The sequence below is a fragment of the Paenarthrobacter ilicis genome (assembly GCF_016907545.1).
Taxonomy (GTDB): Bacteria; Actinomycetota; Actinomycetes; order Actinomycetales; family Micrococcaceae; genus Arthrobacter; species Arthrobacter ilicis.
The window spans coordinates 1393568-1409625 of sequence record NZ_JAFBCD010000001.1 but is presented as its reverse complement, the minus strand read 5'-3'; the positions used below and the strand labels follow the sequence as shown (position 1 = coordinate 1409625).

At 65.0% G+C, this 16058-nt stretch carries 16 protein-coding genes; 4 read left to right on the top strand and 12 right to left on the bottom strand.

Going from position 1 to position 16058, the window contains the following annotated elements:
* Positions 1-18: 18 nt before the first annotated feature.
* The 10 genes from JOE60_RS06440 to JOE60_RS06395 form a co-directional block, all read right to left on the bottom strand.
* The gene (locus tag JOE60_RS06440; protein WP_167264804.1) at positions 19-1335 is read right to left on the bottom strand and encodes a deoxyguanosinetriphosphate triphosphohydrolase; all 1317 of its coding nucleotides are present in this window, start codon (positions 1333-1335) and stop codon (positions 19-21) included.
* A 64-nt stretch (positions 1336-1399) separates the two neighbouring features.
* Positions 1400-2581 (bottom strand): tRNA dihydrouridine synthase DusB, encoded by a 1182-nt coding sequence (dusB, locus tag JOE60_RS06435; protein WP_167264803.1) that lies wholly within the window; start codon positions 2579-2581, stop codon positions 1400-1402.
* Between the two features lie 43 nt (positions 2582-2624).
* On the bottom strand, positions 2625-3236 hold the full coding sequence (locus JOE60_RS06430; RefSeq protein ID WP_167264802.1) for a response regulator transcription factor: 612 nt from the start codon (positions 3234-3236) through the stop codon (positions 2625-2627).
* Positions 3233-4348, bottom strand: coding sequence for a sensor histidine kinase (locus tag JOE60_RS06425; protein ID WP_167264801.1), 1116 nt, complete (start codon positions 4346-4348; stop codon positions 3233-3235). Before JOE60_RS06425 ends, JOE60_RS06430 begins: the two co-directional genes overlap by 4 nt.
* Positions 4349-4377: 29 nt before the next feature.
* Positions 4378-5154, bottom strand: coding sequence for an ABC transporter permease (locus JOE60_RS06420; protein WP_167264800.1), 777 nt, complete (start codon positions 5152-5154; stop codon positions 4378-4380).
* Positions 5151-6116 carry an ABC transporter ATP-binding protein gene (locus tag JOE60_RS06415; protein ID WP_167264799.1) on the bottom strand — a complete coding sequence of 322 codons (966 nt, stop codon included), beginning with the start codon at positions 6114-6116 and terminating at the stop codon, positions 5151-5153. The genes JOE60_RS06420 and JOE60_RS06415 overlap by 4 nt, the downstream gene beginning before the upstream one ends.
* Before the next feature lie 99 nt (positions 6117-6215).
* Positions 6216-7763, bottom strand: coding sequence for a YibE/F family protein (locus JOE60_RS06410; protein ID WP_167264798.1), 1548 nt, complete (start codon positions 7761-7763; stop codon positions 6216-6218).
* Positions 7764-7801: 38 nt separating this feature from the next.
* A complete protein-coding gene (locus JOE60_RS06405; RefSeq protein WP_167264797.1) occupies positions 7802-8764 on the bottom strand; it encodes a GNAT family N-acetyltransferase in 963 nt (320 codons plus the stop codon).
* A 2-nt stretch (positions 8765-8766) separates the two neighbouring features.
* A complete protein-coding gene (locus tag JOE60_RS06400) occupies positions 8767-10152 on the bottom strand; it encodes a glycine--tRNA ligase (RefSeq protein ID WP_167264796.1) in 1386 nt (461 codons plus the stop codon).
* Positions 10153-10261: 109 nt separating this feature from the next.
* The gene (locus JOE60_RS06395; RefSeq protein WP_167264795.1) at positions 10262-11266 is read right to left on the bottom strand and encodes a DMT family transporter; all 1005 of its coding nucleotides are present in this window, start codon (positions 11264-11266) and stop codon (positions 10262-10264) included.
* Positions 11267-11289: 23 nt separating this feature from the next.
* On the opposite strand from JOE60_RS06395, the gene JOE60_RS06390 reads away from it, so the two are divergent.
* Complete coding sequence (locus JOE60_RS06390) at positions 11290-11517, top strand: RNA-binding S4 domain-containing protein (protein ID WP_167264794.1); 228 nt, start codon at positions 11290-11292, stop codon at positions 11515-11517.
* 12 nt (positions 11518-11529) lie between these two features.
* Here the strand turns inward: JOE60_RS06390 and JOE60_RS06385 are convergent, their stop codons facing one another.
* Positions 11530-12189, bottom strand: coding sequence for an alpha/beta hydrolase (locus tag JOE60_RS06385; RefSeq protein ID WP_167264793.1), 660 nt, complete (start codon positions 12187-12189; stop codon positions 11530-11532).
* 70 nt (positions 12190-12259) lie between these two features.
* Here JOE60_RS06385 and JOE60_RS06380 point away from each other — a divergent pair, with 70 nt between their 5' ends.
* The 3 genes from JOE60_RS06380 to JOE60_RS06370 all read left to right on the top strand — a co-directional run bounded on the left by JOE60_RS06380 (position 12260) and on the right by JOE60_RS06370 (position 14910).
* Entirely contained in the window at positions 12260-13102 is an 843-nt protein-coding gene (locus tag JOE60_RS06380) for an SGNH/GDSL hydrolase family protein (protein WP_167264792.1), read from the top strand.
* Positions 13103-13142: 40 nt separating this feature from the next.
* Positions 13143-14255, top strand: a complete 1113-nt coding sequence (locus tag JOE60_RS06375; RefSeq protein ID WP_167264968.1) for a winged helix DNA-binding domain-containing protein — start codon at positions 13143-13145, stop codon at positions 14253-14255.
* A gap of 61 nt (positions 14256-14316) precedes the next feature.
* Entirely contained in the window at positions 14317-14910 is a 594-nt protein-coding gene (locus JOE60_RS06370) for a hypothetical protein (RefSeq protein ID WP_167264791.1), read from the top strand.
* A gap of 21 nt (positions 14911-14931) precedes the next feature.
* Here the strand turns inward: JOE60_RS06370 and metX are convergent, their stop codons facing one another.
* A complete protein-coding gene (gene metX, locus JOE60_RS06365) occupies positions 14932-16053 on the bottom strand; it encodes a homoserine O-acetyltransferase MetX (protein WP_167264790.1) in 1122 nt (373 codons plus the stop codon).
* Positions 16054-16058: the final 5 nt, after the last annotated feature.

The following is a 16058-nucleotide window of genomic DNA, read 5'->3' as shown; positions in this document are numbered from 1 at the left end:
AAGCCGGGCCCCCATCCGTCACCAAAGGGACGGCAAACTGCCCACCAGGCGCTCGTACATGGCCAAGGCGGAGGCGTCCGTCAGGGACGCCACCTGGTCGATGACCACGCGAAGGCGGGCACCGTCGTCGACGGCGTCGCGCCAGTCAGCAGCGAACATCGGCTCCAAATGCCGGTCACCCGAGGCGTTCAGCACGCCCACCAACGCGTGGAGGACCTCGCGCTGGCGTTCATACACCGGCTGCCGGTGGTCGGTGGAGATGACAAAAGTGGTTGCCAGGCCCTTCAGGACCGCGATTTCGCTCACTGTATCCGCCGGGACCATGAGCTCGGCGTCGTACCGGGTGAGGTTGGCGGGACCAAAGTGACCGCGGGTGGTTTCCATGGCGCTTTGGCAGAACCGGCCGATGAGCTGGCTGGTCATATCCTTGAGCGCAGCCATCGATTTGCGGCTGCCGTCTGCCTCCCGGACCCACACCTTGGTGGCTTCCAGCCGTGAGAGCGCGGCATCAATCTCAGCGGGATCGTTGTGCGGCAGGTACCACTGCTTGGTGTAGCCCACCACCCTGGCACGGTGATCCGGGTTATCCATCCATTTCAGCTGGAAATGCCCGGCCACAATGGCATCCTCGACGTCGTGCACCGAGTAGGAGATGTCATCAGCCAGATCCATGACCTGGGCTTCGATGCAGGAACGGTTTCCCGGGGCACCTTCGCGCAGCCATTCGAAAACAGGCAGGTCGTCTTCGTAGGCACCGAACTTGCTGGTGCGGTGGCCGTGGATGACGGGCGCGTCCACGGCGGACCACGGGTACTTTGAGGCGGCGTCGAGACTGGCGCGGGTGAGGTTGAGTCCGGCGGGCCGGCCGTCCTCAGCCAGCACCTTGGGCTCCAGCCTGGTCAACAGCCGCAGGGTCTGGGCGTTTCCTTCGAAGCCGCCAATGGTGTGCGCCACCTCGTTCAGGGCCGATTCGCCGTTGTGCCCGAACGGCGGGTGCCCGAGGTCGTGGCTCAGGCAGGCGGTGTCCACCACATCCGGATCACAGCCCAGGGAACGGCCAAGCTCACGGCCCACCTGGGCAACTTCCAGGCTGTGGGTCAAGCGGGTCCGCACAAAGTCATCGGTATCGGGTGCCACCACCTGGGTCTTCGCGCCGAGCCGGCGGAGAGCCGACGAATGCAGAACCCGTGCACGGTCCCGTTCAAAGTCCGAGCGGTAGTTGCTCTTCCGGGGCTCTTCGACCCATCGCGCTGAATCGGCTTCAACGTAACCGGGAATCGCCTGCACGAAATCGTGGACGGTTCCGTTCTGACCAAGCATCGCTTCGGTTCCCATGGGATTCAGCCTCCTTCAAGCGCCGGTGTGTGGTGCTTCTTGAGCCATCCTTACACGTGTGAGGCTAGCCGCCCGAAACGTCCAGCTCCGCGGCAGAAATTTCCGCGCTCTGTTCCTCGTTCAACTGGCGGCTCAGCAGCCAGTCCTTGGGCAGGGCGGGCTTCTTGGGCGAGCCTGCCCGGCCGCGGGGCCCCTCGGAATCGACTCCCGGGTAGGGCGACTCCATGTCCAGCTCGTCCAAATATCCACGGAGGACTTCCAGGGTGGTGACGGTGGCAAGTTTGGTGCGCAATTCGCTCCCCACCACGTAGCCCTTGAAGTACCAGGCCATGTGCTTGCGGATTTCGCGCAGGGCCTTGTATTCGTCGTTGCCGAACGTCTCCACCATCAGTTCGGCGTGCCGGTAAACTCCCTCGGCCACCTCGCGCAGGCCGGGCCGGTGCCGCTCATCGCTGCCTTCAAAGGCTGCCTGGAGGTCCCCGAAAAGCCACGGCCGCCCTTGGCAACCACGGCCCACCACGATCCCGTCGACTCCCGTTTCCCGGACCATCCGGACGGCGTCTTCCGCGGACCAGATATCACCGTTGCCCAGCACCGGAATGTCCGGCAGCGTTTCCCGGAGCCGCGCGATCGCGGACCAGTCAGCCTGGCCGGAGTAGAACTGGGCGGCTGTTCGTCCGTGCAGCGCAACGGCAGCCACACCGGAATCGCGGGCAATACGGCCCGCTTCCAAATATGTCAGGTGGTCTTCATCAATGCCTTTACGCATCTTGATGGTCAAAGGGATGCCGCCCTTGGACGCTTCCTTCACGGCGGTCTGCACAATGGAGGTGAACAGGTCGATCTTCCATGGCAACGCCGAACCGCCGCCGCGCCGCGTGACCTTGGGGACCGGGCAGCCGAAGTTCAGGTCGATGTGGTCCGCGCGGTCTTCCTCCACCAGCATGCGCACCGCCGCGCCGACAGTCACCGGGTCCACTCCGTAGAGCTGCACCGAGCGGACTTTCTCGTCCTCGTCGTGGGAAATAATGCGCAAGGATTCCGGCGTGCGCTCCACGAGCGCACGCGAGGTGACCATCTCCGCCACGTACAGGCCACCGCCGTATTCACGGCAGAGCCTGCGGAAGGCCGAGTTGGTGATCCCGGCCATGGGAGCAAGGATCACCGGGGTGTCCACAGTGATCCCACCCAGCTGGAGGGGCGGAAGTTCGAGCTTGGGTGAAGGGGGCGTTGCTACAACAGTCACCTGTCCATTGTTGCAAATCAGGGCAAATCGGGGTGGATGGTCCTCACAGCAGCCACCCGTTCCGGTCCGCCAACCGCACGGCCTCGGCCCTTGTCCGGCCGCCCGTCTTGGCCATGGCCGCTGAAAGGTAGTTCCTGACAGTACCTTCGGAGAGCATCGCTGCCTTGGCAATGTCCGCCACCGTGCCGCCGTCGGACGCCGCCTTCAGCACCTCCGCCTCACGGTCGGTGAGGGGACTGTCGCCCGACATCAGCGATTCCGCGGCGAGCGTCGGATCAACCACCCGGAGGCCACTGTGGACGCGCCGTACCGCCTCGGCCAATTGCCGGGCCGGGGTGTCCTTGACCACGAAGCCCGAGGCGCCGGCCTGCATGGCCCTCCGGAGGTAACCCGGCCTGCCGAAGGTGGTAACCATCAGGACCCTGCACGACGGCGCCGCGCCGCGCACGGCGGATGCCGCGGCGATACCGTCCATCCCGGGCATTTCGACGTCCAGCATGGCCACGTCCGCGCAGTGCTCCAGCACGGCCGGCACCACCCCTGTACCGTCGCCGACCTCCGCCACCACTTCTATGTCCGTTTCTAGCCCCAGCAGGGCAGCGAGCGCACCCCGGACCAGGGCCTGATCGTCCGCAATCACCAGCCGGATGGTCATAGGTCAACCGCCAATCTGAACCCTCCCAGGTCGCTCGCACCAATACTTACCGTCCCGCCTGCAGTGGCTGCCCGCTCCCGGATCCCTGACAGCCCGCTCCCGCCGTCGCACTGCCCCGGCCCCACGCCGTCGTCCTCCACCAGGACGGTGGACGCCGACAACCGGACCCGGCATTGCCCGGCTCCCGAGTGCCGGACAACGTTGGTCACGCCCTCCCGGAGTACCCAGCCGAACAGTTCCCGGTACTTCACCGGCACCTGCTCCACGGTCCGGGGAAGGTCGGCCTGGATGCCTGCAGATTCCAGCGCTGTCCGCGCTGCCGCGAGTTCAGCCAGGACGCTGACTCCGCGGTAGCCCGCAACGGTGGCCCGGACATCGGCGAGCGCTCCACGCGCCAGCTCCTGGACTTCCACGATCTCCGCGGTTGCTTTGGCATGGGCTCCGGCCGGCCCGCCGGGAGCTGCCTCCATGAGGCGGGCCGCCAGCTCCGCCTTGATGGCGATGACGGTCAGGGAGTGCCCCAGGATGTCATGCATGTCCCTGGCAACCCGGTTCCGTTCCGCGGCCACGGCGGCGTCCGCGAGTTCGGTCTGCGCGGCCCGGAGCTCCGCTGTCTGCCGGATCAGCCGCGCAAACGAGGACATCATGAACCCCAGGGACAGGATGAGTGCTGGTTGGAAGAAAGCCGTCTCCGGGCTCTCGCCCAGCAACTGCGAGGCAAGCGAAATCCCGGAAAGCGCCATGATCAGGGCAAAGTCCAGGCGTGGCGGCAGGGTGGTCATGCCAATGGCGCAGGCCAGGAAGGGCCAGGTCCAGAGAGCTTCCCTGCCCACCAGCAGGATCACCAAACCATTAAGTGCCAGGAGAATCGCCACGCATGCCAGGCCTGTCCGAACGTCCCGCTGCCGGCTGAACATCGGCAGGATGGCATAGGCGGCGAAGAAGGCCACCAGTGATGCCGAGGCCAGCACTTTCCAGCTGGCCGGCTCTTCCACGGACCACACCAGGTTCCACGTTGGCCACGCCCACAGGACGATGGAAAACCCGGCGCCGATGAACCACTTACGGGGTCCGGGACCGCGGAGTGATTCCCACAGGGACGGGGTGCTCATGGATCCAACCTTAGTCACGGGCAGGCAACTCACACACGGTTGGTGTCGCGCCGGAAGGCCATGGCGGCCCCACCCACGAAGATCGCCAGCCACACAAGGACGTTGACGATCCACAGGGCATCGAACTCCCCCGTGATGGGGCTCCGCGCCAGTTCCCCGATCCCGTATGCCGGCGTGAATTTGGCGATGGCCCCGAAGGTATCGCCCATGATTTCGATGGGCATGAAGAGCCCTCCCAGCATGGCCAGGATAGCCAGGGCCGGCCCCAGGATCTGCATGACATTCTGGCTGGGCATCAGGTAACCAACGAAGAGTCCCAACGCGGCGAACACCAGTGAGCCCAGCCATGCAACCAGCCCTGCCGTGAGCCAGGTTTGAGCGTCCATGGTCACACCGGCCAAGGCACCGATCACGAACTGCGCGATGACTGCCACCAAGGACAGGGTCAGGGCAGCTGCGGCCTTCACGGCGATGTAGGCTCCGGGCAGCAGGGGCGTCAGGCGCAACTGCCTGCTCCACCCCTGGGCACGTTCCACCGCCACTTGGCTCCCCGCACCCGTGGCCGCCGTCATGGCCGCATATACGGTAAGACTGATCAGGATGTACTGCCCATAGCTGTGGCCGTTGGGCAACAGCTGGTCCTTGTTGGACAGGCCGAAGATGAAGAAGAAGATTGCCGGCATCAGGACAGTGAAGACCACTGTCCTGCGGTTGCGGAGCATCCTTTTGATTTCAATCCACAGGAACGTGGAGTTGACGCCGCCCGCAGAGGGCTTCCGGTCCTGGATGGCTGGTGCCTGGCTCATGCCCGGCCTCCTTCTGTGACGGTTTCGGCCGGGGCTACGGTTTGAGCAGGGGCGACCGTTTCGGCAGGCGTGTCCTCGCTGGTCAGTGCCACAAACGCCTCTTCGAGGTTGTGGGCCACCACTTCAAGATCATGGGCACCGGTGTTGTTGAGCAGGAAACGGACCACTGAATCCGAGTCCGGCGTACGGATGGTGACCCGTCCGCCGTCGTAATCCACTGCGTCGGTGGGCGGCAACGCGGCCAGCAACCCACGGTCCCCCTGCGGCAGGGCAGCCTTCACCGTCCGGCCGGACGCCAGGTTCTTGATCTGGGACGCAGTCCCGTCCGCCACGATGGTTCCTTGCCGCACCAGGACAATACGGTCGGCGTAGGCGTCTGCTTCTTCCAGGTAGTGCGTAGCGAAAATAACGGTACGGCCCTTGGTGGCGTCCGCCCGGATAGCGGACCAGAAATCCCGGCGGCCCGCCACGTCCATGCCCGTGGTGGGCTCGTCAAGAATGAGCAGGCCCGGGTCCGAAACCAGTGCCATGGCGAAGCGAAGCCGTTGCTGCTGTCCTCCCGAGCACTTCTCCACCCGGCGGTCCGCGATGTCCTGGATGCCTGCGCGGGTCAGTACCTCGTCCACGGGCCTGGACGACTCGAACATGGCGGCAGTGAGCTGGACGGTCTCGCGGACACTGATGTCGCGCAACAGACCTCCCGTTTGCATGACGGCCGCCACCTGCCCGCGGGCGATGGCGCCCCTGGGCGAGCGGCCGAAGATGGAGACCTCGCCCCGGTCCGGGCTGCTCAGGCCCAGGATCATGTCGATGGCGGTGGTCTTGCCCGCCCCGTTGGGCCCCAGGAAGGCAACCACCTCCCCCTGTTGCACCGTCAGGTCGAGGCCACGCACCGCCTGGACCTTCCCGAAGCTCTTGTACAGTCCGGCGGCGCGTACGGCCGGCACTCCCGGTGTTGTCATTGCTCTCCCTGAATAGGTCTTGTTCACCCATTCAAACGGCAGGACCGTCCGGGCACCCGTAGCGGGTGTCATCGCTTGGCCATGACAAATGTCATCGGGCTATTCGGGTTTCCGTCGCTCCGCTTCACGCTGGGCCCGCCGGCTTCCCGGGCGCGCCGGGTTGCTGTCGGCGCTGGAGCCGTTGAGTCCTTTTCGTTCAGAACCGGCCGCCCGTTCGGAGCCGGCCGCCCGTTCAGAACCAGCCGCCCGTTCAGAACCGGCGACGACGGCGGCAGCCGCCAGCGCGCCGGTGTCGTCAAGGTCGTCGGGCCTTACAGCGGGTCCGCCTGCGTTTCCCGAAGCGGCAAGGCGCTTCGCACCGGTGGCTTTGACAACCAGCACCGCGATGAACGTGGTGACAGGGATCGCCAGGACCAACCCGATGGAACCAACCAGCGTGCGGATGACTTCTTCCGAAAGCTCGGCACTGGTCAGCGCCTCGGCCAAGGGCCGGTCGTAGAGCATCACGATGATCAGGATCGGCAACGCAGCACCCGCGTAAGCGAACGCGATGGTGTACACCGTGGAGGCAATGTGGTCCCGCCCGATCCTCATGGCAGAGGTGAAGAGTTTGCGGGCGGAGGTGTTGGGCGCCAGCTCGTAGAGTTCCCACACGGCTGACGACTGGGTGATGGTCACATCGTTCAGCACGCCAAGACCGGAGATGATCAGGCCGCACAGGATGATCCCCGAAATCGAAATCTGCGGGGACATGTTCACCAGCGTGGAAGCGTCATGGTTTCCCACGCCTGCAAGATTGGCCGCATCCGTGGCCCAGGCCGCCAGGAGCGCCGTGATGCCCAGCCCGAACACCGTCCCCAGCAACGCCGTGGAGGTACGCGCGGAGAATCCGTGGGCGAAATACAGCACCCCGATCATGATCACGGTGGAGCCCACCAGCGCCAGCAACAGCGGCGGCTTCCCCTCCACCAGGCCCGGAAGGATGAAGCTGACCAACACGAAGTACGCCCCCACCAGCCCAAGCAAGGCACGGAATCCGCGCCACCGGGCCACCGCGATGACCACCACCGCGTACAGGACGGCCAGGAGGGCGATGGGGACGTTGCGGACAAAGTCCACGAAGACGTAGGCCGGGGCACCGTTTCCGGCGCCGGCACCTTGCACCGCGGAAAGGTTCAGGTAACGGATGGCATCGCCCACATCCACCCCGTGGGACATGGCGACATCCGGGTTGATGACCACCTTCACCGGGTCCCCGCCTTTGTCCGGTTCCGTGAAGGCGAACGTGCATTGCGAGCCGCCGGATTGGCTGTTTTGTGATTGGCCGGTTTGGGATTGGCCGTTTTGGGATTGGCCTGTGTCGCCTTGGGCGCCGCCTGCCTGGCCCGTCTGCGTGCAGCTTTCGCGCACCACGCTCTGGATCCGGCCGGTGTCGAACGTGACCCCCGGGGCAGCCTGGTAGGGACTCGAAAACGTGATTCCCTCCCGGCTGCCCGAGGGCCACATCAGGATCATGGCCACCAGGGTGAGGACGCCCAAGGGCACAAGCACTGCTGCCAAGAGCCAGTTGGCCCTCTTTCGCGAAGCGAGTGCCTGCGGGTCCGGAGTTGAACCGTCAGGGTGTCCGTGGGAGTGACCGTGGCCCATCAGCAGCAAATCCTCATGTCGTTAAGCCTACGTGGGAGCTAGTCGCTGACGATCACCGTGTCAGCACCACGGGTGTGGGCTTTCCCGGTTTCCAGCAGGGGCTCAAGGACGGCGCTCAAAGCAACCATGGATTCATCGACTTCCAGCAACACCGGGTGCTGATAGGCAATGAGGGCCAGGAGGTCCCGCACCGCAAACGCCGCATCCGCTTCGGAAAGGTCCGGATCATGGCCCAGGAAAACGTCCGACGGCTCATCCGTCCCACCCTGGGCGTAGCTGATCGCAAACGCCTGGATCTTGCCCTTGCGGCTGGCTGGGACGTTGTCACCGAAAGCGCTGGCCTTCGGCGCACGCAGCACAATGGCACCGTGCGCGCCGGTGAGGTCGTTCAGGAACAACCTCTGCACGGTGGCTATGCCCAGCTCGCCCGGGCTGTCCCAGTGATGGACGTGGGAATAGTACTTCCCCACAACCTCGCTCAGTTCCACCGATCCCGTGGCAAGATCCTCCACGCGCTCGGCGGCAGCTTCCTCCGATCCGTCGCCGAAGCGCGGAAGCTTCAGCGGCTCGGGTTCCACCACCACCAGTTGCGAGCGCTGGATGGGGGCCAGGCCCGCCGTCGCGGCAAAGGCCGCACCTGCAGTACCCGGTTCCACCTTGCTGCGAAGCCTGGAGACGCCCGACGGCGAGTTCGCGGCTTCGCGGCGGAGCATGGCGAGGAGGGTTGCACCCACGCCGGCGCGCCGATGGTCCTTGGCAACCTCAATGTAGGCCCAGAGGCGTTCAGGGTGAAGCGATGCCTCATGGACCACAGCGGCGGCTACGGGAATATGAACCCCGTCCACCACGTCCTCGGCCACGATGCAGCGGCGCCAGGGTTGATTGCTGGACGACGCCAGGGCTGCCCGGAACTGCTCAGCGGGCAGCGTTTCCGGCCCACCCCAGATCTCCAGCAGGGCGAGGTCGTCCCCGTCCTTCCATTCCCGGTATTCCAACGCCATGCTCAGGCGCCAATCAGTCGTGCTGCCAGGTAGCCCTCTACCTTGTCCAGGGCCACGCGTTCCTGGCTCATGGTGTCGCGCTCACGGATGGTGACCGCCTGGTCGTCAAGGGTGTCGAAGTCCACCGTGATGCAGAACGGTGTGCCGATCTCGTCCTGACGGCGGTAGCGGCGGCCGATCGCGCCGGCGTCGTCAAAGTCGATGTTCCAGTTCTGACGCAACTGCGCACCCAGTGCCTTGGCTTTCGGGGACAGGTCCTCGTTGCGGCTCAGCGGCAGGACGGCTGCCTTGACCGGTGCCAGGCGCGGGTCAAGCTTCAGCACGGTGCGCACGTCCACGCCGCCCTTGGCATTGGGAGCCTCGTCCTCGGTGTAGGCATCGATCAGGAAGGCCATGAAGGAGCGGGTCAAACCGGCGGCCGGCTCAATCACGTACGGGGTGTAGCGCTCGTTGGTGGCCTGGTTGAAGTAGCTGAGGTCCGTGCCGGACGCCTTGGCGTGCGTGGACAGGTCGAAGTCGGTGCGGTTGGCAATGCCTTCGAGCTCGCCCCACTCGGAGCCCTGGAAACCGAAGCGGTATTCAATGTCCGTGGTGCCCTTGGAATAGTGGCTGAGCTTCTCCAGCGGGTGCTCGAAGAAGCGCAGGTTGTCCTCACGGATGCCCAGGTTGGTGTACCAGGACATGCGCTCCTTCATCCAGTACTGGTGCCATTCCTCATCCGTGCCGGGCTCCACGAAGAATTCCATCTCCATCTGTTCGAACTCGCGGGTGCGGAAGATGAAGTTTCCGGGCGTGATCTCGTTACGGAAGGACTTGCCGATCTGGCCGATGCCGAACGGCGGCTTCTTCCGTGAGGTGGTGAGCACGTTGTTGAAGTTCACAAAGATGCCCTGCGCCGTTTCCGGGCGGAGGTAGTGCATGCCCTCTTCGCTGGCTACCGGGCCCAGGAAGGTCTTCAGCAGGCCGGAGAACTCCTGCGGTTCCGTCCACTGGCCACGGGTGCCGCAGTTGGCGCAGACAATGTCCGCCAGGCCGTTCTCCGCCGGGCGGCCCTTCTTTTCCTCGTACTCTTCCTCGAGGTGGTCCGCGCGGTACCGCTTGTGGCAGGAAAGGCACTCCACCAGGGGGTCGGAGAAAACGTCAACGTGGCCGGAAGCTTCCCATACCTGGCGGGGAAGGATCACCGAGGAGTCCAGGCCCACCACGTCTTCGCGGCCGCGGACAATGCTCTGCCACCACTGGCGCTTGATGTTTTCCTTCAGCTCCGCGCCGAGGGGTCCGTAGTCCCACGCGGAACGGGAGCCACCATAGATTTCACCGGCCTGGAAGACAAAGCCCCGCCGTTTGGAGAGGGAAATGACCTGGTCAAGAACGGATTTTGCTGCCATGGGTACTCCATTTGTTCTACAGGGCCGCTGGGTGCGGTCCGCGGTGGTTTGCCCCGGATTCCGGACACGGTTGTCCGGCGGGGTGCTGGGGAAAGTTGTTCCTCTAACCCTACCGGCCTTTGGCGGCCGGCCGCCGCGCGAAAGCGCCTTTGGGCCAGGGCAGGGTGGCCACAATGATCGCGGCGAGTGTCAGGACGGTTCCCAGCACCGTGGGCAAGGCGACTGCCGCGCCCGGACTGGGGAGCACGACGTCGAGCACCAGCGACCCCACCAGTTGTCCGGCGATCATGCCCAAACCCGTGATCAGGACGCCCAGGCTGCGCACCAGCAACGCTGCGAGCCCAATGAAGATGCAGCCCATGGGGCCGCCAAGGTAGTACCACCACTCCCCAGGCAGCGGGGCGCCCGCTCCCGCCACCATCAGCTTGATCAACCAGGCGACCCACAGGATGGCGGATCCTGCCACGAAGTTGACCAGTGTTGCCGCAACGGGCGTCCCGTAATGCACAGTGGCTGTTCCGTTCATGGCTTGCTGGAAGCTCATCAGGAAACCCGCTGCGAGTGGCAGCAGGACAGGCAGGACCAGCGACGCGATGTCAGCAGCGCCGCCGAAACGGGGTGAGACCGCCCATGCGACTGCTGCGACTGTGAGGATGCTTCCCAACACCCGGACGCCGGTGATGGGTCGTTTGCCGCCGGGACCGATTCCCAAACGGTCCACCAGCAGTCCACTGAGTGTTTGGCCTGTCACCGCTGCAACGGTGAACAGGGCCACCCCCAGCAGCGCCACGGTAAAGGACTGGGCGAAGACGAACAGGGCACCGATGGCGCCGGCCATGATGTAGAACCTGGGGAAGCTGCGGTTGCGGACGGCGGGAACAATGCGTCGCAACCCGGACCTGCCTTTGGGCGTGACCAAGGAGACAATGCCGATCACCAGGAGCCCTGTGGTGAAACTCACCACTGCCGCGGCGATGCCGTCCTGCAGTTTTGCCCCCAGGGCTCCGTTGATCCGGGCCTGCAGTGGAATGACCAGGCCCGTGGCAACGGCAATCGGGAGGCCTGCGGCCAGGGGAAGGGATGAGCGGGAGGATGGCTGCGGCACCGTCACCACACTACTTCAGGCATCATTGCTCTATGAGCACCCCCGAAATTGAAGAAATCCCCATCCGCGACGACATGATCCGGCTGGGCCAACTCCTGAAACTGGCCAACCTCGTGGAGGACGGCGTGGAGGCAACTGAACTCATCAAGAACGGGCTGGTCAAAGTCAACGGTGACATCGACGAGCGTCGCGGCCGCCAACTCCATCCCGGGGACACCGTGACGGTCAACGGCCGGACGGTCAGGATCGTCGCTGCCTAGTTTGGCGTGGAGCTAGTCCGCCTGCGCTGACAGGACCTTGTGGGTGAGGAACTCCCCTACGTGGCCGATTTCCTGCTGGTTGATGCCATGCCACATTCCCGTGTAGAGCACCTTGGTGAGGTCCACGTGGTTCCGCACCCACCCCATGGTGTATTCGATCCTGTCCTGCGTGATGACCGGATCCTGCTGGTCACGGCCCCAGAACATGGGAACTGACCCGTCCAGTTCCGTGTCCCGGAAGGCGGCGTCAGCGCCGGCGTCGACCACAAAACCGGACAGCCCGACGACGGCGGCGAAGTCCGCGGGACGGTACCGAAGCATGGTGGTGGCCATGGCCATGCCCATGGAGAAGCCCAGCAGGGTCACTGAAGAGTGGTTGTCCTTGACGCCGTCCAACCATTCGAGGGCATAGTCCGCTGCCCGCTTAACGGCGTCGATTGAATACTCGATGGATGCCGTCAGCGGGAACCAGGTAAATCCGGGCCCGGTTGGCATCGGAGCCCGGAGGGCGGCCACCACGAATCCATCCGGCAGCAGCCCGGCCAGGCTGAAGAGATCGTCCTCATTGGACCCGTAGCCGTGCAGGAGGACCAGCAACGGCTTGCCCGCGCGCTCGGCTTCGGGGTGGGACCACAGGACAACGGGGGCGGGAAATGAGGTGGCTTCAGTCATGGATCCATTCTTGCAGTTACCCACAAGTAACAACCTACGGTCGCGTAGGGTCGCGTGCAGGGGGCAGTATATGAGCGTGAGTGAGAACAATCCTTTACCAACGCCCGGCGACCGGGTCCAGAAACACCCCTGGACCCGCTATGTTGCCTTGGGCGATTCCTTCACGGAAGGCATCGGCGACCCCGAGCCTTCGAATCCGGGCGGCTACCGCGGCTGGGCTGACCGTGTGGCCGAGGAACTTGGCCGCGACCAGGAAGACTTCGCCTACGCCAACCTGGCCATCCGCGGCAGGCTCCTGCAGCAAATCATGGACGAACAAATCGGGCCCTGCCTGGAGCTGCAGCCGGACCTGGTGTCCATCTCAGCCGGTGGCAACGATCTCATCCGGCCCGGCGGTGACCCTGACCTGCTGGCCGAGAAACTCGACGCCGCAGTGGCCGAACTCAGTTCCGGCGGGGCAACAGTTGTCCTGTTCAACGGTCCTGATACCGCTGCGTCGGTCCTGGGCCGTATCAGGGGGAAAGTGGCCATCTACAACGAGAACCTCCGGACGGTGGCTGCCCGCCACGACGCCGTCATCGCGGACATGTGGTCCCTGCGGCAGCTGTCCGATCTCCAGATGTGGGACGTGGACCGGCTGCACTTCTCCCCTTTGGGCCACCACACCATCGCCATGATGGTCCTTGAAGCGCTTAACGTGGACCACACGCTGGAGCCCTTAATGCCCAAACCCCTTCCGCCCCGGACCTGGCGTGAAGCCCGGTCCTCGGACCTGGTGTGGGCCCGCGAGTACTTTGTCCCTTGGGTTGTCCGCAGGCTCCGTCACCAGTCCTCCGGGGACGGCATTACACCCAAACGCCCGACGCCGGGACCTGTGTTCAGTTCAAACGGCCCGCTGGTGCCACGCCGCTAGGGGCAAAGCAGTGACGGGTGAGGGGGTTCGTGCGCTCAGGATGCGGCTGCAGCAACTCCGCGCCCCCTTTGCGGCGTCACCCGCAGAAGCTGTCCGGAACCTGCTGGCGGTGCAGTCCCAGGAATTTGCCTACGCCCGATGGACCCTGGCACAGAGAAGTTCCCCGGGGGTCACCGCCTCCGCGGTGGAGCTGGCAGTCGCCGAGGGGACCATCCTTCGGACGCATATTCTGCGGCCCACATGGCATTTCGTCCACCGCGACGATCTGGGGTGGTTGATGGGACTGTCCGCGGAGCGGCTGCATCAAGGGAACAAAGGCATGTACCGCCAAACGGGCATCGACCCGGACGCCGCAGCCCGCAGTGGCCGACTCCTCGCCCAAGCAGTGGAAGGCGGCGCCCACAAAACCAGGGAAGAGCTGGCCGGAATCCTGGGGCAGGCAGGGTTCCCCGGCAAAGGACTGGGTTTCGTGTACCACCTGATGCATGCCGAGGTCAGCGGAATTCTTGTCAGTGGGGCGCCGGTTCGATCATCGGGTGGAGCGCTCAAGCAGACATACGCCCTCTTCGGGGAGAGGGTCTCCGGTCCCTTGGTGAACCCGCTGTCCAGCGACGACCGGGAGGAGGCCCTGGGGCGGTTGGCGCTGCGCTACTTCAGCAGCCGTGGTCCGGCCACGGTCAAGGACTGTGCCACGTGGTCCGGCATGACCATGCAGGACATCACAGTGGGCTTGGCCGCAGCCCATGCCACGGCTCCCGGAAAGTTGGCAACCATGGCCTTTGAAGGACAGGAGTTCCACCTCCCCGCCACCGGGATGGACCAGCTGCTGGCTCTGGAAGCCGCGGGCACAAACCGGGAAGACCACGTCAAGGCGGACCTCATCCAGTGCTATGACGAATACGTGATGGGCTACTCGCAGTCCCGGCACTATTTGGGCGGAACCGCCCCCTACTTCCCGGAGGACAAGGGCCCCATGCACGTGGTCCTGGTGGACGGCCGTTTGGCCGGGTGGTGGCGGCACGGTTTCCAAGGCGGCGTCTGCGAGCTGGACCTCCGCATGAACCGGGCTGTTACCCCGGCCGAACAGGCTGCCCTGGACCGCGAGGTGGAACGGTACGGAGCTTTCCTTGGCATGGACATCACACTGGTTTGAGCCATCGGGCATGGCTGGGGCCGTCGGGCTAAGCTGGGCTAAGACCTAGGAGGCCTCCACATTGAACAATCTGATCTTTTGGATCATCGTCTGCTCGTGGGTGATCCCGCTCGGGATCCGCATGTACAACCGCTCGCGGGCACGTCGCCTCCAGAACAACGAGTACCGCGGGCCGGGGTATCCCCCGCAGAACCTGCCGGGTCAGGGTAACCAGGGGCAGGGCTACCAGGGCCAAGGTTACCCGGGACAGGGTTACCCGGGACAGAATTACCCCAACCCCGGTTACCCTCCGCAGAACTACCAGGGGCAGGGCTACCCGGATCAGAACTACCCTCCGCAGAACTATCCTGGGCAGAACTATCCTGGGCAGAACTATCCTGGGCAGAACTTTCCCGGGCAGGGTTTCCCCACCCAGGATTACCAGGGGTATCCCTCCGGGCCGGCCACCAGCCGCCCCGCGGGCATGGACCCGCAGTCAGGCCCGTCGTCGAACGATCCGGCGCAGTCCAACGCCCCACAGCCCCTGCCCACCGGCAGCTCTGAGCCCCAAGGCTTCCGCGCGCGGCGGCTCGCCGAGCTGGACGCAAAGTTCACCAACGGCGAGATCGCCATGGAGGACTACATGCGCCAGCGCGGGGAGATCATGCGCGGCTAGCACTGCCGCCCCGCTGCTGCCTCAGGCGAAGAAGGCCTGGCGGAGTTGGGTTGAGAGTTGGCCGATTTCGGTCAGGAAGCCGTCGTGCCCGATCGGTGCCTGGATGCGGTGAACCTCAACGTCCCCGGGCAGGGCCGCGGCGAGCTCCTCGGACTGGGCCGGGAAGTAGAGCCTGTCCGTATCCACTGCGGCTACAAAGAACTCTGCCGTGGCACGTGACAGTGCGACCTCCAGGTTTCCGCGGCCGCGCGTTACATCGTGGGACATCAGTGCCTCCGTGATGGCCACGTAGCTGTTGGCGTCGAACCGCTTCACCAGCTTGGTGCCCTGATGGTCGAGGTAGCTTTCCACCTGGTAGCGGCCACGTTCCGCCAGGACCGCTGCCGCGAGGGGAGTCTCCTGATGCTGGGCGTCCCGGCCGAACCGGAGGTCCAGTTCCAGTGCCGAACGGTAGGTGATGTGGGCGATCCTGCGGGCCAGGGCCAAACCGTCCTCGGGGGCCGGACCGCCGTAGTAGTCGCCGTTGTTGAAATGCGGATCCTGCCGGATGGCGAGCGTTTGGGACTGCGCGAATGCGATCTGTTCGGCCGTGCTGTAGGCACCCACGGAGATGACACCGCAGCGTTTCACGCGCTCGGGCAGCGTGACTGCCCATTCCAACGCCCGGGCGCCGCCCATGGAGCCCCCCAGCACTGCGTGCCAGGCGTTGATGCCCAGGACGTCGGCCAGCCGCGCCTCGGCCAGGGTGCTGTCCCGGAGGGTGACCAAGGGGAACCTGGACCCCCAGGGCTTGCCGTCCGGCGCCTCTGTGGACGGGCCGGTACTTCCGTAGCAACCGCCCACGATGTTGATGGACACCACAAAGAACCTGTCGGTGTCCACGGTCGCACCGGGGCCCACCAGCTGTTCCCACCAGCCTTCCTCGGCCGTGTCCCCGCGGGCTACGTGCGTGCTGCCGGTCAGGGCGTGCTGGATGAGCACCGCGTTGGAGGCATCAGCATTCAGCCTGCCCCATGTCTCGTAGCCCAGCACAACGTCCGGCAGGTAGCCGCCGGCCTCCAGCTCCAGGGAACCTATTCTGGCGTACTTGACTGTTCCGTCCTTTTCCCCGGACGTAGGGAGAGCTGTAGCAGTAATGGTCATTCCTT